The 19,938-nt window shown below is 33.1% G+C and carries 20 protein-coding genes; 7 read left to right on the top strand and 13 right to left on the bottom strand.

The window, feature by feature from the left end; genetic code table 11:
* Positions 1-203 precede the first annotated feature (203 nt).
* The gene (locus tag GKZ88_RS01340; RefSeq protein ID WP_155100605.1) at positions 204-662 is read left to right on the top strand and encodes a hypothetical protein; all 459 of its coding nucleotides are present in this window, start codon (positions 204-206) and stop codon (positions 660-662) included.
* Between the two features lie 155 nt (positions 663-817).
* Here the strand turns inward: GKZ88_RS01340 and GKZ88_RS01335 are convergent, their stop codons facing one another.
* The 10 genes from GKZ88_RS01335 to GKZ88_RS01290 all read right to left on the bottom strand — a co-directional run bounded on the left by GKZ88_RS01335 (position 818) and on the right by GKZ88_RS01290 (position 11,391).
* On the bottom strand, positions 818-1,429 hold the full coding sequence (locus tag GKZ88_RS01335; protein ID WP_155100604.1) for a GNAT family protein: 612 nt from the start codon (positions 1,427-1,429) through the stop codon (positions 818-820).
* Between the two features lie 105 nt (positions 1,430-1,534).
* Positions 1,535-1,891 carry a hypothetical protein gene (locus GKZ88_RS01330; protein ID WP_155100603.1) on the bottom strand — a complete coding sequence of 119 codons (357 nt, stop codon included), beginning with the start codon at positions 1,889-1,891 and terminating at the stop codon, positions 1,535-1,537.
* A gap of 97 nt (positions 1,892-1,988) precedes the next feature.
* Positions 1,989-3,167, bottom strand: coding sequence for an AIR synthase related protein (locus tag GKZ88_RS01325; RefSeq protein ID WP_155100602.1), 1,179 nt, complete (start codon positions 3,165-3,167; stop codon positions 1,989-1,991).
* A gap of 189 nt (positions 3,168-3,356) precedes the next feature.
* Positions 3,357-4,847, bottom strand: a complete 1,491-nt coding sequence (locus GKZ88_RS01320) for a carboxypeptidase regulatory-like domain-containing protein (protein WP_155100601.1) — start codon at positions 4,845-4,847, stop codon at positions 3,357-3,359.
* Between the two features lie 74 nt (positions 4,848-4,921).
* Positions 4,922-6,298 carry a CsgG/HfaB family protein gene (locus tag GKZ88_RS01315; RefSeq protein ID WP_155100600.1) on the bottom strand — a complete coding sequence of 459 codons (1,377 nt, stop codon included), beginning with the start codon at positions 6,296-6,298 and terminating at the stop codon, positions 4,922-4,924.
* A gap of 54 nt (positions 6,299-6,352) precedes the next feature.
* Positions 6,353-6,823, bottom strand: a complete 471-nt coding sequence (locus GKZ88_RS01310; protein ID WP_155100599.1) for a curli assembly protein CsgF — start codon at positions 6,821-6,823, stop codon at positions 6,353-6,355.
* Between the two features lie 74 nt (positions 6,824-6,897).
* Positions 6,898-7,635: a CsgE family curli-type amyloid fiber assembly protein gene (locus GKZ88_RS01305; RefSeq protein ID WP_155100598.1), complete on the bottom strand. Its 738-nt coding sequence runs from the start codon at positions 7,633-7,635 to the stop codon at positions 6,898-6,900.
* Between the two features lie 4 nt (positions 7,636-7,639).
* Complete coding sequence (locus GKZ88_RS01300) at positions 7,640-8,128, bottom strand: hypothetical protein (RefSeq protein ID WP_155100597.1); 489 nt, start codon at positions 8,126-8,128, stop codon at positions 7,640-7,642.
* Positions 8,129-8,193: 65 nt separating this feature from the next.
* A complete protein-coding gene (locus tag GKZ88_RS01295) occupies positions 8,194-8,781 on the bottom strand; it encodes a hypothetical protein (RefSeq protein WP_196216436.1) in 588 nt (195 codons plus the stop codon).
* Between the two features lie 420 nt (positions 8,782-9,201).
* Positions 9,202-11,391, bottom strand: a complete 2,190-nt coding sequence (locus tag GKZ88_RS01290; protein WP_155100595.1) for a glutamine synthetase III — start codon at positions 11,389-11,391, stop codon at positions 9,202-9,204.
* Positions 11,392-11,818: 427 nt separating this feature from the next.
* Between GKZ88_RS01290 and GKZ88_RS01285 the strand changes: the two genes are divergently transcribed.
* Both GKZ88_RS01285 and GKZ88_RS01280 read left to right on the top strand, forming a co-directional pair.
* Positions 11,819-12,835 carry a glutamine synthetase beta-grasp domain-containing protein gene (locus GKZ88_RS01285; protein ID WP_073482767.1) on the top strand — a complete coding sequence of 339 codons (1,017 nt, stop codon included), beginning with the start codon at positions 11,819-11,821 and terminating at the stop codon, positions 12,833-12,835.
* Between the two features lie 277 nt (positions 12,836-13,112).
* Positions 13,113-14,087: a TerC family protein gene (locus GKZ88_RS01280; RefSeq protein ID WP_347343850.1), complete on the top strand. Its 975-nt coding sequence runs from the start codon at positions 13,113-13,115 to the stop codon at positions 14,085-14,087.
* A gap of 72 nt (positions 14,088-14,159) precedes the next feature.
* On the opposite strand, the gene GKZ88_RS01275 is transcribed toward GKZ88_RS01280, so the two are convergent.
* The 3 genes from GKZ88_RS01275 to GKZ88_RS01265 all read right to left on the bottom strand — a co-directional run bounded on the left by GKZ88_RS01275 (position 14,160) and on the right by GKZ88_RS01265 (position 16,682).
* A complete protein-coding gene (locus GKZ88_RS01275) occupies positions 14,160-14,678 on the bottom strand; it encodes a hypothetical protein (protein WP_155100593.1) in 519 nt (172 codons plus the stop codon).
* Positions 14,679-14,763: 85 nt separating this feature from the next.
* On the bottom strand, positions 14,764-15,633 hold the full coding sequence (locus GKZ88_RS01270; RefSeq protein ID WP_155100592.1) for an alpha/beta hydrolase family protein: 870 nt from the start codon (positions 15,631-15,633) through the stop codon (positions 14,764-14,766).
* Positions 15,634-15,809: 176 nt separating this feature from the next.
* The gene (locus GKZ88_RS01265; protein WP_155100591.1) at positions 15,810-16,682 is read right to left on the bottom strand and encodes an AraC family transcriptional regulator; all 873 of its coding nucleotides are present in this window, start codon (positions 16,680-16,682) and stop codon (positions 15,810-15,812) included.
* Between the two features lie 449 nt (positions 16,683-17,131).
* On the opposite strand from GKZ88_RS01265, the gene GKZ88_RS01260 reads away from it, so the two are divergent.
* The 4 genes from GKZ88_RS01260 to GKZ88_RS01245 all read left to right on the top strand — a co-directional run bounded on the left by GKZ88_RS01260 (position 17,132) and on the right by GKZ88_RS01245 (position 19,935).
* On the top strand, positions 17,132-17,533 hold the full coding sequence (locus GKZ88_RS01260; protein WP_155100590.1) for a secretion protein: 402 nt from the start codon (positions 17,132-17,134) through the stop codon (positions 17,531-17,533).
* A gap of 472 nt (positions 17,534-18,005) precedes the next feature.
* The gene (locus GKZ88_RS01255) at positions 18,006-18,407 is read left to right on the top strand and encodes a T9SS type A sorting domain-containing protein (RefSeq protein WP_155100589.1); all 402 of its coding nucleotides are present in this window, start codon (positions 18,006-18,008) and stop codon (positions 18,405-18,407) included.
* A 362-nt stretch (positions 18,408-18,769) separates the two neighbouring features.
* Positions 18,770-19,174, top strand: a complete 405-nt coding sequence (locus GKZ88_RS01250) for a T9SS type A sorting domain-containing protein (RefSeq protein WP_155100588.1) — start codon at positions 18,770-18,772, stop codon at positions 19,172-19,174.
* A 374-nt stretch (positions 19,175-19,548) separates the two neighbouring features.
* Positions 19,549-19,935: a secretion protein gene (locus tag GKZ88_RS01245; RefSeq protein ID WP_155100587.1), complete on the top strand. Its 387-nt coding sequence runs from the start codon at positions 19,549-19,551 to the stop codon at positions 19,933-19,935.
* Positions 19,936-19,938 lie beyond the last annotated feature (3 nt).

The raw sequence follows: 19,938 nt of genomic DNA, 5'->3' as shown, positions 1-19,938 counted from the left end.
AAGACTTTTGCAGTTTATTCTATTCATTGGGTATTTTTTAAAATCATTATATTTTTTATCTAAAACAAATCAGGCATTTACTAAAACGATTTACCTGTGTTTTTAGTTTAGAAAAATACAACAAAATATGCTTTTAAAAAAAATAAATTATATCCTTCTAAAAAGCTTTTAAATATCTTTGAAATATAAAAATATTGCATTTCATGAAAAAATATATAGCATTAGCTTCAACAATTATAGTATTCATTATAACTCAATCTTGTTCTCAAAAAAAAGAGAATGCAGATGCAAAATTGAAAGATTATTGCAGTATTATTTTTGAATCAAAAAGAAAAAATATTTATGTAACTTATGATGATGCTTTTTCAGAAGAATGGATTAAGCAAAAGAACGGAAAAGACAAAAAAATTCAAAAGAAATTAAATTTCACTAAGAAAGAACTTGACAGCTTAGCAAAATATGCATATCAAATCATAAAAGCTCCTGCTCTTGCCACTACACATCTGACTTGTGGCGCAGGTGAAAATATAACAATTGAAATTAGTTACTGCAATACAAGTATTTTATGCAAATACTCATCCATACAAAGTTGGTCAACATTATCAAACGACAACAAAAAATTGTATGATCTATTAAGTTCCAAAACTATAATTCCAAAATAGCAATTGTTAAAAAAACGGTTGAGATGCAATAGAGGATTAATCTTCGCAGGATCGAAATCTAGCTTTTTATTATTTCTTATTTCTCTTTAGACTGGACTGAAGTCCAGCCCTACAATATGGTTCGAGCCGCTGGCTCTTTTTCGCTTTGCTCTTTTTTATTGTAATTTCCTTTTTAGGTTTTCTTTTACCTCATCAAACCATTCATTTTTAAGAATGCTTAAAACTATTGAATCACGTCGGAGATTATTGTCTCTTGTTGGCATGTTACTTCTTAAAACTCCTTCGACTTTACAGCCAATGCTTTTCATCGCTGCTATACTTCTTTCGTTATTATTATCAGCGCGAAACTCAACTCTTTCTAATCCAAGTGTTTCAAAGGCAAACTGAAGCAGTAAAAATTTGCAGTGTTTGTTTAAACCAGTTCCTCTAAATGCCGAGCCATACCAAGTATATCCCAATTGTAAAGTTTTAAAATCAAAATTGATATCATAAAAACGTGTTGAACCTGCATATTTTTGAGATTTTTTATCAAAAACGATAAAAGGAAATTCTTTCTTGTCTTCTCTGGCTTTAACTGCCTGCTGAATATAATTGATCAAATTTTCTTTTCCTTCTGCGCCAACTAATGAATACTTCCAAGTTTCTGGTTCGTTGATAGAAATATCCAATAAATTTTCTACATCTGATTCTTGAAGCGGGCGCAACAAAACGAAATCGTCCTCTAAAATAATAGTATCGGTGAAATTGAAATTTGATGTTTTATTCATAATTCTTTTTTTGGTTATTAAATGTTTTGGTCATAAGAAAAGCCCCGTTAGGGACTTTACTTTTCTGCTATTATTTTTCTAGAGTCCATAATTTCTTTAAAAAAATTATTCGCTCATTTCATCGTAACGCTCTGGAACTTGAGGATCGTAAAGCGGACATTTGAATTCTTCCATTACCGAAAGCAATTGATTCATCGTTTTTCCTTCGGTGCCATAACAATCAATTTTTATACTTTGTGGTGTTGTAATCACTTGAAAAGCGCCTTTTCCGGCATTATTTTTCCAACTGTTTTCGTCGACTCTTTCCCATTTTGAAAATACAGAATTGATTCGGTTAATGATTACGTCAACCGGAAGAACTGCAAGTCCTTGCATTTCTTCTTTCTCAATAAGAGCTTCATAAACTTCCTGATTGTTCAGGTAAATTTCATCTAAATATCTCCAAAAAAGAAGTTCGTACATAATGAAGTGTTTTATAAATTGTAGAGGCGCACAGCAGTGCGTCTGACATCGAGTAAGACGCACTGCTGTGCGCCTCTACATTATATGGTGAATTATTTTAATATTCAAATGTTCCGTACTCGCTGGTAATAGTCAGCTTTTTAGCATCTGCTGCTTCTACTCTTCCTACGATTTGTGCGTCAACATTGAATGATTTTGAAATTTCGATAATATCTTGTGCGATGTTTTCTGGAACATAAATCTCCATACGGTGACCACAGTTGAAAACCTGATACATTTCTTTCCAATCCGTTTTTGATTGCTCTTGAATTAACTTGAACAATGGCGGCACTGGAAATAAATTGTCTTTTATAATGTGTAAATTTTGAACGAAATGAAGGATTTTAGTTTGTGCTCCTCCGCTGCAATGTACCATTCCGTGGATATCTGCTGGAGTATATTTATCTAAAATTTTCTTGATAATTGGCGCGTAAGTTCTTGTTGGCGAAAGCACTAATTGACCAGCATTTATTGGACTGTTTTCTACCTCATCAGTTAAATTTACCTGACCTGAATAAATTAGTTCTTCGGGAACGGCTGCATCGTAACTTTCCGGATATTTTTTAGCCAAATATTTCCCGAAAACATCATGACGCGCAGATGTTAATCCGTTGCTTCCCATTCCGCCATTATAGCCTTTTTCATAAGATGCCTGACCAAAAGAAGCCAAACCAACAATTACGTCTCCAGCTTTGATATTTGCATTATCTACAACATCAGAACGTTTCATTCTTGCCGTTACAGTAGAGTCAACAATAATTGTACGTACAACATCTCCAACATCGGCAGTTTCTCCTCCTGTTGAATGAATTGTTACTCCAAAAGATTTTAATTCGTTGATTAATTCTTCTGTTCCATTAATAATTGCAGAAATAACATCGGCAGGAATTAAATTTTTATTTCTTCCGATTGTTGATGAAAGCAAAATATTATCTGTTGCTCCAACACATAATAAATCATCAATATTCATGATTAAAGCATCTTGAGCAATTCCTTTCCAAACCGAAAGATCGCCAGTTTCTTTCCAATACATATACGCTAATGACGATTTTGTACCAGCGCCGTCAGCATGCATAATTAAGCAATGTTCTGAATCTTGGGTAAGATAATCAGGAACAATTTTACAAAATGCTTGTGGAAATAAACCTTTATCGATGTTTTTTATGGCGTTGTGTACGTCTTCCTTTGATGCCGAAACACCTCTTTGTGCGTACCTTTTGCTAGAATCTGAACTCATGAAACTTAGTTTGTGTTGATGTGCTGCAAAGATAACCAGTTTTTTTAATTCTTTGGTTGCTCGCCAATTTAAAATTAGATTTTATTCGGACTTACTATCCTAATTTTACGAACTAATGTTTCAAAAAAAAACCGACAATGAGAACACTGCCGGTTTTTTGAATTCAAATTATTCGAAAATTCTGATATATTATTTCCAGTCTGGCATTGAGGCATTCTGGAACAAGGTTGTTCTTGTACTAGTGCCGCTACTGTCTGATGATAAACTGACGGTTTGAATATTTTTGGCCGACAATCCATCATTGGATGTATTTACAAAAATAACTTTTGCTTCATTTGGTGAAAATTTCACATCAAGATCATTGAATCCATTTTCTTTATTTGATGCTAATTCAGCCGATGTATTTGTCGCTACCGTATAGATGAATATTCGAGAATCTAATCGTCTGTAATCTGCATTTTCAAATCCGGATACATCTCGGGTATATACAACGCTCTTATTGTCAATCGAAATATCGATTCCGCTTGCACCTCCAGTCACTCCTGAAAGCACTGTATATAAAACATTTCCGCTCATATCTATTGCATAAATTTCGACGCTGTATCCTGAAACATCATTTACTTTTAAGATGATCTGGCTTCCATCACGGCTCCATTCGCATTCAGAAATAAATTTCCCGTTTGGTGTTTTAAACAACTGCAGCAATCCAGATCCATCAGCATTTATACGATAGAGTTTATCAAAATTCGGATAAATTAATTGGCTTCCGTTTGTGCTCCATGAATAACTCACATTATCCATATTAAAACCTGCAATAGGTACAAAATTTGTAATTTTTCTCACATCGGTACCATCAGGATTCATGCTGAAAATTTGATTCAAAGATCCGTCAGAACTAATATAAGCAATTCTATTAATGCTCAGATTTTTTCTTGGACGATAACTGTTTACTTCAGCAGAAGACAATTGGAGTTCATTTCCTGCATCATCAGCTGTAAAAATGACGTTATTGTTTTTTATTTTTTTAACGTACATGTATCTCGGATTTGGGAAAGCCAACGTTCTAAACGAACTTGTCGCACTATTTATAGGCTTATTGATTCCGTCATTTACACTTACCTGCCAATAATATTTGGTACTATAACTTAAATCTTTAATCGCTAAAGTTGTTGTTTTAAGATCAGCATACGTTTTGACTTCGTCTGTAGTTCCGTTTTTTACTGTAACTGTATAGGTAAGCGGATCTCCTTCTGGATCTTTGGCTGTCCAGGTCAGATTCAGGCTTAAAGCCTGACCAACAGCATTATCTACAGGAGCTGTAAGCACCGGAATTTCTGGCGGTTTATTAGTAGCCGTTGACACTTCTAACTCAAAAATAACTTCAATTTCAATATCTTTTTCAATTGTAGCGGGTACAAATCTGGCAATAAAGCCATCTTTTTGAGCCTGAAAAGCATATTTACCACCTGGTACTTTATCGATTTTAAAGTATCCATCTTTATCTGTATAAACAGTGCTTGTTGTTGGACTGGACGACACGCGCGCGTTTTCGATTCCTGTGTAGGTTCGAACATCAACAACTCTTCCTTTTATTGATCCTGTTCCTGCTTCGTCAAGCTGTTCTTCACTACAAGAAATTAAAAGAATAAAGCACGCCAAAATTTTTAATCCTATTTTCATTTGAGACTGAATTATATTAAACTTATATTGAACTTAATCCTTTAATCATTAGTTATTAAAGATTGAAAGGCTGCCTATTTTTTCTTGTAATTAATGTTCTTCGGGAAATAATATGTCATTCCAAAACCAAATCGGTAGAAATAATCGTCCCGGACTCCGGCTATCTTATGATCGACATTATCGCTAAAAGCGGCATTAAATTCACCGTATAATTTGAGCCCTACATGTGGCGAAACAAGATATTCGATTCCTGCCCCAGCCTGAACTTTGGCATGGAAATTTTCGCGATGATGATCGAATTCAAATCCTGTTCCTGCAAAAACGAAAGGAGAAAATACGTCCCGGGGCAATACGATACATTCCAGATTTAAATCTAAAGAGAGATAACCGAGATCCATATAATTTTTATTTGCCACTTGAAATGCATTTGATGAAGCACTTAAGTTAAATGTTGGTGAGAAAAAGAATTTCACGGCTCCTCTTATCATTGGCATAGGCTCAGGATTTGGATAATCGCCCTGCATTAGGGTTGTTCCTCCCACGACTTCAATTCCAAATCGGGCTCTTCTGTTTTCGCTTAAGTTTCTATTATATAACTGTGCTAAATCGGCTTCGTCTTTTTCTTTATCGTATTCTGCTACAAAATCGTCAATTTGTTTTTGCGGAGCGTCTACTACCCAAAGTTTATCTTTGATTCCGTCTACGATAAGCCCTTCAACCGCTTTTTCAATTGCTTCTGTAACGGCCATCTGAATTGGTTCATTTCTAGTAAAACCAGTTTCAACTTCGAGTAGTCGGTTTAAATTAACGTATCTAAACAAACTTGCGTCAATACTTTGTGATAAAATAGTTTTAGAAACGTAAACTGTATTTAAAATTTTTCCATTTGAAGTAGAAACTAATCTTAAATAAACAGTAACTCGGTCTTGTCTATATTGTGTTGACCCTCCAGCTCCAAAATATCTCGCACCAAAACCTCCGGTAATAATATTGGTATCATAAGAAATAATCCCACCTTCGAGCAAAACTCCTGCGAACAAAAGAGGTGTCAAGACGGCCTCATTAGGTTCTGTTTTTGATGCATATTCCTGACGAGTTGAACGAATAATATTTCGCTCATTCAAAAGGTTTCCTAAATTTTCACGTTCAATAGGTATAAACCATTTTGAATCTTGAAGTGCTTTAATTAAAATTGACGTTGCTCCTTGTGTAACAGCTGTACTAAAGGTACTCCCTAATTCGGTTGGCTTGTATTGACCTGTCTGGTCCTTAAATTTATAAACACCTACAACTACCTGTTCTTTTGGTTTTGGCATTTCTACCAATTTAGCAGTTGCAGGAGTATTTTCTCCGAAAACCGCTTTTTGAACCCCAGCAGGCTGATTAAAATATGCTCCACATCCTGAGAATAGGCAAATTAACAAAAATAGAAAAAGGGGACTTTTATTCATAATCTTAATTATTTACAATAATACATGAACCTAACTATCTCTAAATTTTAAATCTTATTGACCTGGCAAAATCACTTGTGTCTGCTCACCAGTATCTGTATCAAGTACATCCACTACTAATCCTAAGTTAGAGTGATATATATCAATTGACAAAGTTCCAAATACATAAGTTCCCGGACTAAGAGTGCCATTTCCGGTGCCTGTGCCTGTACCAGTCCCGGTGCCCGTTCCTGTACCCGCAACTCCAGTGGTTGATCCGAATTGATTGCCAAATAAGGAATTCGAAAGTCTGTTAAGTAATTGATTATTCAAATTACTTTTAAAACGCTCCAAATCGGTCTGCTGTTTATACGCCGAAGTCGTGTCTTCCTTATAATCATTCTGAGCCTGAGCCGAACTTAACAGCCAAGGATAGTTGAAAGTTTCTCCTCCAAAATTTGGATTTGCCGGTTTATACGCCAGGTTTTGAGCTATTGATATAGTGCTAAAACCAAATAAGCAAACGAGTAACGCTATAGTTTTCATATAGATACTTTTTTATTATTTTGAACATTAAATAGTAAACTCTTTATCGAAAAAAAGACCCTCAATTGTAAAATTCAATATTGAGTGATCATTTTACTTTGCTTTTCCTGATCTTTAAAATACTTGAATAATTTTGAAGCGGCTGATTCTGCCATGTATTTTAAAAAATCTTCTTCAGGACGTGAAATAAACTCCTCTATAATATCACTGTCAACTAATATTGTAATTTTTGTTGTGCGTCCAAAAGTCAATTCTTCTTGAACGGTTACAATTTTAGTAGTATGAACTTTTAGTTTAGAATATTGAGAATAAAACATATCATAAAAATCATTTCCTAATTTTGTTTTGGTATCATTGGCTACAATTCCAACCATTTCGATACCGTCAACAGGAACAGATTTTTCTGCGTCTGATTGTGTTTCTTCATTAAAAACAATTCGGTCTTTGCCTATTATTGCATTACTTTCATCATAAATCAACAACATTACAATTACTTCATCCTGTTTGGTATAATTTACCTGCGTTTTGGATAATTCTACTTTTTGAATGGGTTCTAATGTTACTCTTCCGTCTTGGGCATTAGTTGATTTATTTGAATTTGATTTGTTTTTCTTGAATACGCTTAACTTATATGAAATATTCTTAAACTCTGATTTTAAATTTTCTGCAGTTCCAGTTATAAATAATAAATTCTCGATTTCCTTAACTTCAATTTTCGCTTTTACCTCTTTATTGTACTCGGTTTGCGAAAATCCGTTTTCAGAAAAAAAAATAAGAACAAATGCAACGATTATGTTTAAATACTTTTTCATGATCTTAACGATTGAATACGTAAATGACACCAGAATTTCCAGACTGATTGATGATCATATCTTTGGATATTGAATTTGATCCAGTACTGAAAATCGTTAAATTATTGCCTTCTTGATTGACTTTCATTTGTTCAGCTCCGCGGGAGTATGATGAAATATCACTTATATAATTATTATTACCGGACTGTATATAGGATTGGTTTATTTCGTCTGCTTTTTTGTAGACATTCATGTAGTTATTGTTACCAGTTTGCTGTGCAGTTACATTAGCATTATTACTGATGATGGTTAAATTGGCTTGATTGTAATTGCCAATTTGAGCGATTTTGACTATATTATGACTTATAATATATTGGTTTGTATTCTGATTCTGATTTTGATTGCGATTGTTTGATTCATTCATGGCTATAGCATAATCACTTATATTCCCGTCAATTGATTGTGAGAATACAATTCCTGTAAAAAGAAAAAATAAGATTACAATAGCTTTCATAATTTTTGAAATAATAAAAAAAGGAAGAACTGATTATATCGAGTCCTTCCTTTTCTTGGTTTTTTTTAGTTTGCTTGTAGCACTACGCTGCCATTTAAGAACCCAGCTTGAGTAACAGTACTAGCATTTCCCCATCCTAATTGTGCTGTCAAAGCATAGTTAGCAACTCCGTATTGATCAATACTAGAATAGTTTCCAATTCCAAGTTGAATTGTTGAAGCTGAATTGAATAATCCTTCTTGATAAGTTTCAGATACGTTGCCGAAGCCAAATTGATAAGCATCCGCATCGTTGCCCCAACCTACTTGAACTGCACTAGAACTATTAAAGAATCCGATTTGTGTTAGATCAGCATCATTGCCAATTCCAAATTGAAAAACTGTAGCACTATTTCCTAATAGTGGACCTTGGTCAATATCAGAAGTATTTCCCCATCCAATTTGTGTAACTGAAGCAGAGTTTGCAATACCTAATTGATCAATAGTTGATGAGTTATCAACACCTATTTGAAGAACAGATGCAGAATTTAAAATACCATCTTGGTGAACATCTGAATCATTTGATCCAACTTGAACAACTAATGCTCCATTTAAAAAACCATCTTGGTCAACATTACTAGTGTTTTGTGCCACGGCAACACCTACAAACAGCATCGCGGAGATGCTTAGAATTACTTTTTTCATAATAAATATATTTAATTGGTTATTAATACAAATTATTATGCAGGTTGTAATTTGGGGAAAAAAACTTGGGATTTTTTACGTGAAATCTATGCTGAAAATGGGGTTCTTTCTTGATTTCTTTTTCAAAATTAGGAAACTTATCGAAAATCAAAACAGGTATAAATACGTATTTTACAAGTTCTTAACGTGTTTTCGATGAACTGTGAAACTATCTCGATGAACTGCCATTTTTGATTTTTTACTTAGTAAGAAAAAACTTATTTCTTGCAATTTATTTACATTTATTCCTAAACAGACGTTAAAAAAAAGTTATAAAGGCACTTATTTTAACATATTCATAAAAAAAGCCTGTCTTTTTGAGACAGGCTTTAACTAAATGTTTACAAAACGTTATTTGGTAAACAATAACTCTCGGTACTTTGTTAAAGTCCAGTTTTCATCATCTACTAACAATTCTAGTTTATCACAGTGATTACGAATATCTTCAAAATAAGGTTTTACTTTATTACAATACACTTCAGCCATTTTTTGAGCATCTGTCAACTGATTCGCTTTCTTTCTTTCATTTGTCATTGCCAATACTTTAGAATTGATTCCTTCAATATGACCTGAAATCTCTTTAATTAAAGTAATCTGCTCTTTTGCAATCGTTTCAAATTCTTTTCCAAAGATTTCTTTTAAGCCTTTTACATTTTCAATTAAAGTATTTTGATAACGAATTGCTGTCGGAATAACATGGTTTCTGGCAATGTCTCCTAAAACCCTTCCTTCAATCTGGATTTTCTTAGTGTATTCTTCCAATTCAATTTCGTAGCGGGCTTCTGCTTCTACGTGATTAAAAATTCCAAGCTCTTCAAATAAATCCAAAGCCTGTTTAGAAACTTTAGCTTTTATAGCTTCTGGAGTAGTCTTAAAATTACTCAAACCTCTTTTTGCTGCTTCTTTTTCCCAGGCCTCGCTGTAACCGTCTCCTTCAAAAAGAATCTTTTTCGATTGTTTGATGTATTCTCTCAAAACATTAAAAATAGCATCGTCCTTTTTCATGTCTTTTGACTCGATCAGGTTCTCTACTTCATTTTTAAAGTCTTTTAATTGTTTTGCTACAATTGCATTAAGTGTTGTCATTGCATTTGAACAGTTTGAATTTGAACCAACGGCTCTAAACTCAAATTTATTTCCTGTAAAAGCAAATGGCGAAGTTCTGTTTCTGTCTGTATTATCTAATAATACGTCTGGAATTTTTCCAACTACATTTAATTTAAGATCTGTTTTTTCTTCAGGAGATAATTTACCGGTTGTTACGCTTTCTAATTCAGATAATACTTTTGTAAGCTGTGCTCCAATGAAAACTGAAATAATAGCCGGCGGTGCCTCATTTGCTCCCAACCTGTGATCATTGCTCGCTGTTGCGATCGAAGCTCTTAACAACGTTTCGTAATCGTTAACTGCTTTTATCGTATTAATAAAGAACGTCAAGAATTGCAAATTGCTCATTGGCGTTTTACTCGGACTCAATAAATTAACTCCTGTATCTGTTGCTAATGACCAGTTATTGTGTTTTCCTGAACCGTTTACACCTTTAAATGGTTTTTCGTGGAATAATACTTTAAAATCATGACGCTCTGCCACTCTCTGCATCACATCCATTAATAAAGAGTTATGATCTACGGCGAGATTTGTTTCTTCAAAAATTGGAGCCAGCTCAAACTGATTTGGCGCAACTTCATTATGACGCGTTTTTACCGGAATTCCCAATAACATACATTCCTGCTCCAAATCTCTCATATAAGTAAGAGCACGAGTTGGAATTGATCCAAAATAATGATCGTCTAATTGTTGTCCTTTTGCAGATGTATGCCCTAATAATGTTCTTCCAGTCATCACTAAGTCAGGGCGGGAATTTGCCAATGCTTTGTCAATCAAGAAGTATTCCTGCTCCCATCCTAAAGTTGCCGTTACCTTTTTTACGTTTTTGTCAAAATATTTACAAACTTCTGTCGCCGCTTCATCAATTGCAGATAATGCTCTTAATAAAGGTATTTTATTATCTAAAGCTTCACCTGTATAGGCGATGAAAACTGTCGGGATACATAAAGTTGTACCATATATAAAGGCTGGCGATGTAGGATCCCAGGCTGTATAACCTCTTGCTTCAAATGTATTTCTGATTCCTCCGTTAGGAAAACTTGATGCATCTGGCTCTTGCTGCACTAATTGTGCACCGCCAAATTTCTCTACAGGATCGCTTCCATCATACGATATTTCAAAAAAAGCATCGTGTTTCTCAGCAGTTGTTCCTGTTAATGGCTGAAACCAGTGTGTATAATGTGTTACGCCTTTGGCCAAAGCCCATTCTTTCATACCCATGGCAATATAATCTGCCAGTTTTCTTTCTATTTTAGTTCCATGCTGAATCGCATCTCGCACTCCTTTTAAAGCATCTGAAGTTAAGTACTGCTTCATTGCTTTTTCATTAAACACATTTGAACCAAATAGATTAGACTTTCTATCCATTTCTTCAAAGTGTACCGGCTTTCTTGTAGAAGCTTCTTTTAAAGCTTGAAAACGTAATGTTGACATGTATATTAATTTTAAGAATTCGTAATAATTTTCACAGAAAAATGAAGAACAAATATAAACAATAAAAATGCCTGTTTAGAATATAAGTTTTAGATTTTTGAACTGTGATTCCGCAACAGATCATGCTTTTTTCAGAGAATAAGCAAACACATTCCAAAAATGTAACAAAAAACAGCAATAATCCCTATTAAATAAACATTTTTTCATAATTTCTTAACCCATAAAATCAAAAATAGTACTTAATTATTACGAATTTATTTTTTATAGCGGTTAAAAATTGCTTTTTTAAAAATATACCCCTGCGAAAATTACGCTTCTCTGAAAAATTATACTCCGCAAAACAAAATAGCCCCCTAATTTTTAGGAGTAAAAAAATAAATCTATATTTGACCCAGCGAAAAAACAAAAAAAATAAATTTATATTATTATGGCTAAAATTAAGTTAGAGTACATTTGGTTAGATGGATACGAGCCAACTCAAAATCTTAGAAGTAAAACTAAAGTTGAAGAACACGAAAATTTCAAAGGAACATTAGAAGAACTTGGAAATTGGTCATTTGATGGTTCGTCAACAAAACAAGCTGAAGGTGGTTCATCTGACTGTTTGTTAGTTCCTGTTGCAATCTACCCAGATCCAACTCGTATCAACGGATATTTAGTAATGTCTGAAGTTATGTATGCTGATGGAACACCACACCCTTCTAACGGAAGAGCTACTATTGATGATGAAGATGATGATTTTTGGTTTGGATTCGAACAAGAATATTTCATCATGGACACTAAAACTTTATTGCCATTAGGTTTCCCAGTTGGAGGTTATCCTGCTCCACAAGGTATGTACTACTGCTCTGTAGGTGGAAAAAACACTCACGGAAGAAAATTAGTAGAAGAACATGCTGATTTATGTATCGCTGCTGGAATCAACTTTGAAGGTATTAACCAAGAGGTTGCTTGCGGACAATGGGAATTCCAATTATTCGCTAAAGGTGCTAAAAAAGCTGGAGACGAAATTTGGGTTGCTCGTTACTTATTAGATCGTTTGACTGAAAAATATGGTTACTATATTGAATATCACCCAAAACCTCTAGGAGATACTGACTGGAATGGTTCTGGAATGCACGCTAACTTCTCTAACGAGGTGTTAAGAACATGTGGAGACCAAGCTACTTACGAAAGAATTTGTGAGGCTTTCCGTCCTGTTACTGCTGAGCACATCGCAGTTTACGGAGCTTACAATGAGCAACGTTTAACTGGTAAACACGAAACTGCTTCTATCCACGATTTCTCTTATGGAGTTTCAGACAGAGGATGTTCTATCAGAATTCCTTTAATGACTGTTCAAAAAGGTTGGAAAGGTTGGTTGGAAGACAGAAGACCAGCTTCAAACGGAGATCCATACAAAATCGCTGCTAGAATTATCAAAACTGTTAAGTCAGCACTATAATTCAAAGCTTAATTTATATTCTAAAAAGTGCCAGTTTCATTACTGGCACTTTTTTTTATGGCAAAAGCATTTCGACTTCGCTACATGTGACAGCGACGGAATCACTTTAATGAAGTTTACTATAAGATTGTCACATTGAGCGAAGTCGAAATGCTTTTTACCTTTCACATCTAGCATTTTACAAAAATCTCTTAAATTTAAGAGCAAGTTTCCTATAATTAATTTTTCAAAGTTGAACTTCAAAACTTATCTTTGTAGATCACTTTAAAAAATCATCATAATGGTCTGGACTCTGTTTTTAATAGCTGTTGTTTTAATTCTTGCTTTAGATTTGGGCGTTTTCAATAAAACACCGCATATCATCAGCACCAAAGAAGCCAGTAAATGGACATTGATCTGGGTTACTTTATCCTTCCTGTTTTCTGGAGTAATTTATTGGCTGTACACTACAGACTATATTGCAAACCCAGATAAACTGCTTCCTATGGCAGCCTCGATGAAGTTTATTACTGGTTATTTAATTGAGCTTTCGCTAAGTGTTGATAATATTTTTGTAATCGCAATTATTTTTGCTTCCTTCAAAATTCCGCAAAAATACCAGCACCGTGTTTTATTCTGGGGAATTCTGGGCGCAATTGTTTTCCGCGGCTTAATGATTTTCTTCGGAGTTATGCTGATCAATAAATTCACTTGGACAACTTATTTGTTTGGTGCTTTCTTGATCTTTACTGCCTTAAAAATGTTATTTTCTGGCGAAGATGAAGATTTTCACCCGAAAGATTCTTTCGTATACAAAACATTAGGAAAAATTATTCCAATTACATCAGAAATGGATGGGGAAAAATTTTTCATTTCAACCAAAACAGCAAGAAAAGCAGCAACTCCATTATTTGTCGCTTTAATTGTAATTGAAGTAATGGATGTTTTATTTGCGGTTGATAGCGTACCAGCAATTTTAGCGATTACTAAAGATCCGTTTTTAGTATTCAGTTCAAATATTTTTGCCATTTTAGGATTGCGTTCTATGTATTTCTTCCTTGCTAATATGTTGGCAAAATTCAGTTATTTAGAATATAGTTTGGTTGCCATTTTAGCATTTGTTGGATTAAAAATGATTCTTCACGATTGGATTCAGGTTCCAGAATGGGCTTCTTTAGGATTTATTGCCTTATCACTTTTAGTGGGAGTATTAGTTTCTCTTAAATTTGGACAAGAGAAAGTATTAACGGATTCAGATTTAACTGAACAATAATTTTATAAACATACAGTCATAAAAAAAAGGAAATCTTGCGATTTCCTTTTTTTTTTATAAAATTACATTTAATTATAATTTAATTGTTTTGATTTTAGTATCATCAATGTTATACTTTTTGATTACCGCTTCATAATCTGAAAAATCAGGTTTATTAACCGATTTTCCTGTTCCAGTCAAATATCCCGGAATAATCACGATTCTAAATATTTGATTCAACCTGAAAGAAGTTTGAACACTTCCTAAATCCTTCCCATCTAAATAAATGCTGACATCACTTTTAGTAAAATTAAAATTATAACCAAAATTAAATGTTCCATCTGCAAAATAATAAAGTTCAGGAGTCATTTTCCAAACATCACGACCATTATCAACTCCTGCCAATCTATATAAAACCACCATGTCAGAATCAAAAATCGCAGGATTTAAAGGGATAATAGGATTATAATCATTATTATCAGTAAAATTAACATTACTTACTTCATAAACTTCAGCAAGTGGCCCTGGCTCTCCCGGAGGCCCTTCAGGTCCTTCACAGCTTGAAAATGCAATTAATCCAACTACGGCAAATAAGGTAAGTATCTTTTTCATAATATTTGTTTTTTAAAGTTTATAAAAGCATTCCAAAAACCAAACCAAAAATTTTGTTAAACAGGTTTTTGAATGAAATTTCTAATTATTTTTTTGCAACAACCTGATTTTTAAGCAAAATTTTGTTGAAAAATAATACATGGTACGGCAGTGAATTTTCCCAATAATCCCAAGTATGTGCGCCAGGACGTTCGGTATAATCGTGTTCTACTTTATTGTAAACTAATCTTCGGTGCAATTCTCTATTTGGCTCAATTAAAAAATCATCAACACCGCAATCTATAATTAAAGGCAATTTATTTGCTTTTATTTTATCCAGCATATTCATAACGGCATATTGCTCGTACATTTCGGTACTGCCGCTTTTATCGCCAAAAACCGGCTGCATTAATTTTACAACTTGAGCTGCCGAATCCCTGTTCAGCATCGTACTCATATCTACTGCACCGCTCATACTTCCGGCCGCACAAAATAAATCGGGATGTTTTGCTGAAAGATACAAAGCACCATGACCTCCCATTGAAAGTCCCGTAATTACTCTTCCGTTTTTATTGCTGATGGTTCGGTAGGTTTTATCTACTTTCTGAATCACTTCTTGCGTTATAAAAGTTTCAAACTGGCTTTCTTTATTTACTGGGCTGTCTAAGTAAAAACTAAACACCTCGCCTTCTGGCATTACAATAATCATATTGTATTGATCAGATAATGTCTGAACTAATTTTTTATTCGGTGTATTTTTCAACCAGTCGCTAAAATGCCCGTAAGCACCATGTAAAAGATACATAACTGGAAAAGCTTGCTTGCTTTTAGCATAAGAATTTGGTAAAACTACCGCAGCTTTATAGGTTTTACCCATAGCGGCACTGGCAACTTGTAAAGTGTCAACTTTTGCTGCATATGTCATAGTAGTCAAGCAAAGCAAAAATACAGACAGCAACATTTTAAATTTCTTCATTTTAATATAGTTTTTTTTCTGATTAGGGAATGTAAATATACCTTTTTCAAAATAAAATATATGAAAAATCCGACCGCTTTTATGTAAAAAAGAAATAGCCACGAATTCACGAATTTATGCTAATTAAATTCGTCAATTCGTGGCTAAAAAATTATTTAACCAGCAATATAAAAATTCTAACTTATTATAATCTTGTGTTCCAAACGGTATTGCGATGCGCTTTTACCAGTGTATTGTTTGAAAGATTTACTAAAATGACTGAAATTATTAAAACCGCTTTCATAACAAACTTCATTAATACTGATTTGCTTTTCGGCCAAAAGTTTAGATGCGTGAACCAAACGATATTCGTTCACAAATTCAGTAAAAGTTTTATTTGAAATCTTTTTGAAATAACGGCAAAATGAAGGCGTAGTCATACTCACTAGATTTGAAATCTCGTCAATAGCAATTGATTCCTGAAAATGATCTTTCACATAATTAAAAACCAAATTCATACGATCACTGTCCTGTGTCTGTAATTCTAACGAAAATCCGTCAGCGTTCAAAACCGTATATTCTTCAGATGCCTCTAATTCATCTAAAATACTCAAAAGAGTCAGCAAGCGCTCAAAAGGAAGCTGGTGCTCCATCATTTCGATTTTTTTGCCAATCTGTTTTTTAGTCTCTCCGTTAAACGCAATTCCGGCTTTTGACTGACTAATGATATTCTGCACCCTTTTCATTTCGGGAGCAACAAAAAAATCGTTTCCTAAAAATTCAGGTTTAATATGAATCACGGTTTCTTTTTTATTTCCCGTTTGTTCATTTGTAAAACCGCAATGTGGCAAATTTGCACCTATTAATATCAAATCTCCATTGGTATAATAAGAAACATGGCTTCCTATTTGTCTTTTTCCCGCACCTCCATTAATATAAACCAACTCAATTTCTGGATGATAATGCCATAAATGGGCTTTACTGTTGGTCTTTTCGGCATGTTTAGTGTAGGTAAAAGAACTTCCGTATGAGTTTGATATCACTTCAAGAGCTGGGGCGACTGTTTTCATGATATATATCTTTAAAAAATAATAGCAAATTTAACAAAAACACCTAAAATAATTCAAATTTTAACCTATAACGGTTTCGTAAATAAGAATTATGCATGAAAATCAGCAAAATATCGTTGCTAATTTTATACGTAAACCGCCTTTTTTTTAGGGTCTGATTTTTTTATCCCTGATTTTTTTAAAATATCATATTTAAAACCGCTTTTTTATATTGATATAGCATTTCTGTAAGAAAACCGGAAGATTTTAACAAACTTAGTTTTAATCAAAACATTGAAAAATATTAGCGCAATTAACAAAAACACTTAAAATAATTCAAATTTTAACCTATATCGGTTTCGTAAATGAGAATATAGCATATAAATTGGAAAATAGAGTTGTGTTTAAAAAGCTGCTGCTGCAGTAATTTTACATCAGAGAAATGAACTAATAATTTAAACATAGAGAATATGAAAACGATTTTAAAATTAAGTTTAGTAGTTGCAGTATTATTATCAGGATTGAATACTTATGCAATTAATGGAGACGGAGAATTTGGTCTTCATGTATTAAAAGGAGAAGGAAAGCTTATAACGTTTGCTTTAAACCAGACAAAAAAAGCGAATCTATCTATTTATGACAAAGCAGGTACTTTATTATATTCTGAAAACGCATATGGAAAAGATGGTATCTTAAGAACTTTCAGTTTAGAAGAATTTCCAGCTGGAACTTATTATTTAGAAGTTGAAGACAGCGCTAAAAAAGTAAGACACGAAATTACAATTACTGATGATGCTACCGTTTTATCATCAAAAGCAATTTCATCTGTTTACAAAACAGATGCTAAAAATACAGGCGTAGCAGTACGCTAAAAAAGTTATACTAGAACACAGTATAAAAATGAGGTTAGATAGTTAGTAAAGTTTAAAAACCGTCAGGTTTTAGAAACAGCTCTTTGTGGTTATTGAGCTGTTTTTTTTTGTTTTTTATTTAACCGTAGATTTTTTTTAACCGCAAAGACGCAAAGGTTTTACGCAAAGTTCGCAAGGTTTTATTTTAAAAGCTTTGCGAACTTTGCGTTTTTTGATTTGCGTCTTTGCGGTTAAAATCAACAGATCTTTTGTAAAGAAATCATCAATTCAATGCAAAGCCAAAATCATCAAAACTTTAAAAAATAACAACCTAATTAACACAATCATTAAATATAATTTAAAATTTAACCTATAACGGTTTCGTAAATGAGAATACAGCATCGAAATCAGCAAATGCAGTTGTGCAATTAGCAATATATCATAACTAATTTAGCATCAGAGAATTAGATCTATTAATTTAAAAACGAATGCTATGAAAAATTTAAAATTAAGTTTAGTGTGTGCAGTGCTTTTCACAGGAATGAGCGCTTTTGCAATTGACGGGAACGATAATTTGAACGTTCACGTATTAAAAACAAATGGTAAAGTGATCACGTTTGCGCTTAATCAAGTTAAAAAAGCAAACGTATCAATTTACGACAAAGATGGAACTCTAATTTATTCAGAAAGTGCTTCTGGTAAAGATGGAATTTTAAGAACTTTTAATTTAGAAGAATTTCCAGAAGGAACTTACTATTTAGAAGTAGAAGATAATGTAAAGAAAGTGAAACATGAAATTATTATTACTGATGAAAAAACAGTTTTATCAGCAAAAGCAATTTCATCAGTTTACAAATCAGGATTTTCTAAAAATACAAGTGTAGCAACACGTTAACAATGATGCTTGTATTGAAAAACAAAATTAGATTTTATATTCTTTAAAACAGCTTTCTTAATAATGAGGAAGCTGTTTTTTTTTGCAAGGTATTTTTTTCACTGATCTATTTTGCAATAATGAATTAAAGATTCTCAATTTCTCTTCTCAAACCGAAAATCCTTATTCTGAGACGATTAAAAACTTTAAAAAATAACAATCAATTTAACAAAAACACCGAATATAATTCAAACTTTAACCTATATCGGTTTCGTAAATGAGAATATAGCATAGAAATCTGCAAATAGAGTTGTGCAGAAACAGCAGTATCAGGAGTAATTTAGCATCAGAGAATTAGAACTATTAATTTAATAACTAAGATTATGAAAAAGATTTTAAAATTAAGTTTAGTATGTGCAGTACTTTTTGCAGGAAGCAGTGCTTTTGCAATTGACGGGAATGACAATTTGAATGTTCACGTATTGAAAGGAAATGGAAAACTAATTACGTTCGCTCTTAATCAGGTTACAAAAGCCAACTTAGCGATTTACGACAAAAACGGGGAACTGATTTACTCCGAAAGCGCTTCAGGTAAAGACGGAATCCTAAGAACTTTTAATTTAGAACAGTTTCCAGAGGGAACTTACTATTTAGAAATTGAAGACAATACAAAAAAAGTAAGACACGAAATTACAATTACTGATGATGCCTCAGTTTTATCATCAAAAGCTGTTTCGTCAGTTTATAAAGCAGGTTCTGCTAAAAATACCAGCGTAGCAGTACGCTAAAAAAGTTATACTTCTCATAAGGGTATAAGGTTAGATAGTTAGTAAAAACGTGATTGTTTTACAAACAGCTCTTTGTGGTTATTGAGCTGTTTTTTTTATGCCTAATTTTTACCTTACTTATGTACTCTTTCATTTTTTCACAAAAGAATTCTTAATAATTTTAAAAGTCTGATTTCTACACTTTTAAAAATTTTCATCAAAAAAAATCCAAAAACGAGGTTTTTTCGTATATACTGTAAGAAAAATACAGAAACATCTTTAATTCAGCAACTTAACCGTTTGAAAACGGCAATTTTTTGCAGAAAATTAAATTTCTTTTGTAGTTTTGCTGTTCCACTATTGAGTATAAACTTTAAAAAAACAATTAAAAAAACATGACAAAATTTACCAAAATGGGCTTAATTGCCGCCCTCTTATTTACCTCGATTTTTACCTACGCATTTAATGGAAAAGGAGACTATATTTTGAATATAGTTACAGGAAACGGAAAAGTAGTAAGTTTTACTTTAGACGCAGTTGAAAACACCTCTTTTTCTATTTATGATGAAAACCACAATTTAGTTTATACTGGAGCATCTGCAGCAGATAAATTAGAAATTTCAAAAACAATAAGCTTAGAAGGTCATCCAGCCGGAACTTATGTTTTAGAAGTAACAGAGAACGGTAAAATTGCGAAACACGAAATTAAAGTTGCAGCTAAAAAAGTGAAAGCTGTTAAGTTAGACGAAACAGTGAACCAAAGTCCGTCTTTCCGCCGCTAACCC

The organism is Flavobacterium sp. LC2016-01 (genome assembly GCF_009711135.1).
Classification (GTDB): domain Bacteria; phylum Bacteroidota; class Bacteroidia; order Flavobacteriales; family Flavobacteriaceae; genus Flavobacterium.
This window is presented reverse-complemented; position numbering and strand designations above follow the sequence as displayed.

What these genes read in the sequence shown, in the direction of transcription:
- GKZ88_RS01340 (WP_155100605.1), top strand. Translation starts at nt 204, where the DNA reads ATGAAAAAATATATAGCATTAGCTTCAACAATTATAGTATTCATTATA.
- GKZ88_RS01335 (WP_155100604.1), bottom strand. Translation starts at nt 1,429, where the DNA reads ATGAATAAAACATCAAATTTCAATTTCACCGATACTATTATTTTAGAG.
- GKZ88_RS01330 (WP_155100603.1), bottom strand. Translation starts at nt 1,891, where the DNA reads ATGTACGAACTTCTTTTTTGGAGATATTTAGATGAAATTTACCTGAAC.
- GKZ88_RS01325 (WP_155100602.1), bottom strand. Translation starts at nt 3,167, where the DNA reads ATGAGTTCAGATTCTAGCAAAAGGTACGCACAAAGAGGTGTTTCGGCA.
- GKZ88_RS01320 (WP_155100601.1), bottom strand. Translation starts at nt 4,847, where the DNA reads ATGAAAATAGGATTAAAAATTTTGGCGTGCTTTATTCTTTTAATTTCT.
- GKZ88_RS01315 (WP_155100600.1), bottom strand. Translation starts at nt 6,298, where the DNA reads ATGAATAAAAGTCCCCTTTTTCTATTTTTGTTAATTTGCCTATTCTCA.
- GKZ88_RS01310 (WP_155100599.1), bottom strand. Translation starts at nt 6,823, where the DNA reads ATGAAAACTATAGCGTTACTCGTTTGCTTATTTGGTTTTAGCACTATA.
- GKZ88_RS01305 (WP_155100598.1), bottom strand. Translation starts at nt 7,635, where the DNA reads ATGAAAAAGTATTTAAACATAATCGTTGCATTTGTTCTTATTTTTTTT.
- GKZ88_RS01300 (WP_155100597.1), bottom strand. Translation starts at nt 8,128, where the DNA reads ATGAAAGCTATTGTAATCTTATTTTTTCTTTTTACAGGAATTGTATTC.
- GKZ88_RS01295 (WP_196216436.1), bottom strand. Translation starts at nt 8,781, where the DNA reads ATGCTGTTTGTAGGTGTTGCCGTGGCACAAAACACTAGTAATGTTGAC.
- GKZ88_RS01290 (WP_155100595.1), bottom strand. Translation starts at nt 11,391, where the DNA reads ATGTCAACATTACGTTTTCAAGCTTTAAAAGAAGCTTCTACAAGAAAG.
- GKZ88_RS01285 (WP_073482767.1), top strand. Translation starts at nt 11,819, where the DNA reads ATGGCTAAAATTAAGTTAGAGTACATTTGGTTAGATGGATACGAGCCA.
- GKZ88_RS01275 (WP_155100593.1), bottom strand. Translation starts at nt 14,678, where the DNA reads ATGAAAAAGATACTTACCTTATTTGCCGTAGTTGGATTAATTGCATTT.
- GKZ88_RS01270 (WP_155100592.1), bottom strand. Translation starts at nt 15,633, where the DNA reads ATGAAGAAATTTAAAATGTTGCTGTCTGTATTTTTGCTTTGCTTGACT.
- GKZ88_RS01265 (WP_155100591.1), bottom strand. Translation starts at nt 16,682, where the DNA reads ATGAAAACAGTCGCCCCAGCTCTTGAAGTGATATCAAACTCATACGGA.
- GKZ88_RS01260 (WP_155100590.1), top strand. Translation starts at nt 17,132, where the DNA reads ATGAAAACGATTTTAAAATTAAGTTTAGTAGTTGCAGTATTATTATCA.
- GKZ88_RS01255 (WP_155100589.1), top strand. Translation starts at nt 18,006, where the DNA reads ATGAAAAATTTAAAATTAAGTTTAGTGTGTGCAGTGCTTTTCACAGGA.
- GKZ88_RS01250 (WP_155100588.1), top strand. Translation starts at nt 18,770, where the DNA reads ATGAAAAAGATTTTAAAATTAAGTTTAGTATGTGCAGTACTTTTTGCA.
- GKZ88_RS01245 (WP_155100587.1), top strand. Translation starts at nt 19,549, where the DNA reads ATGACAAAATTTACCAAAATGGGCTTAATTGCCGCCCTCTTATTTACC.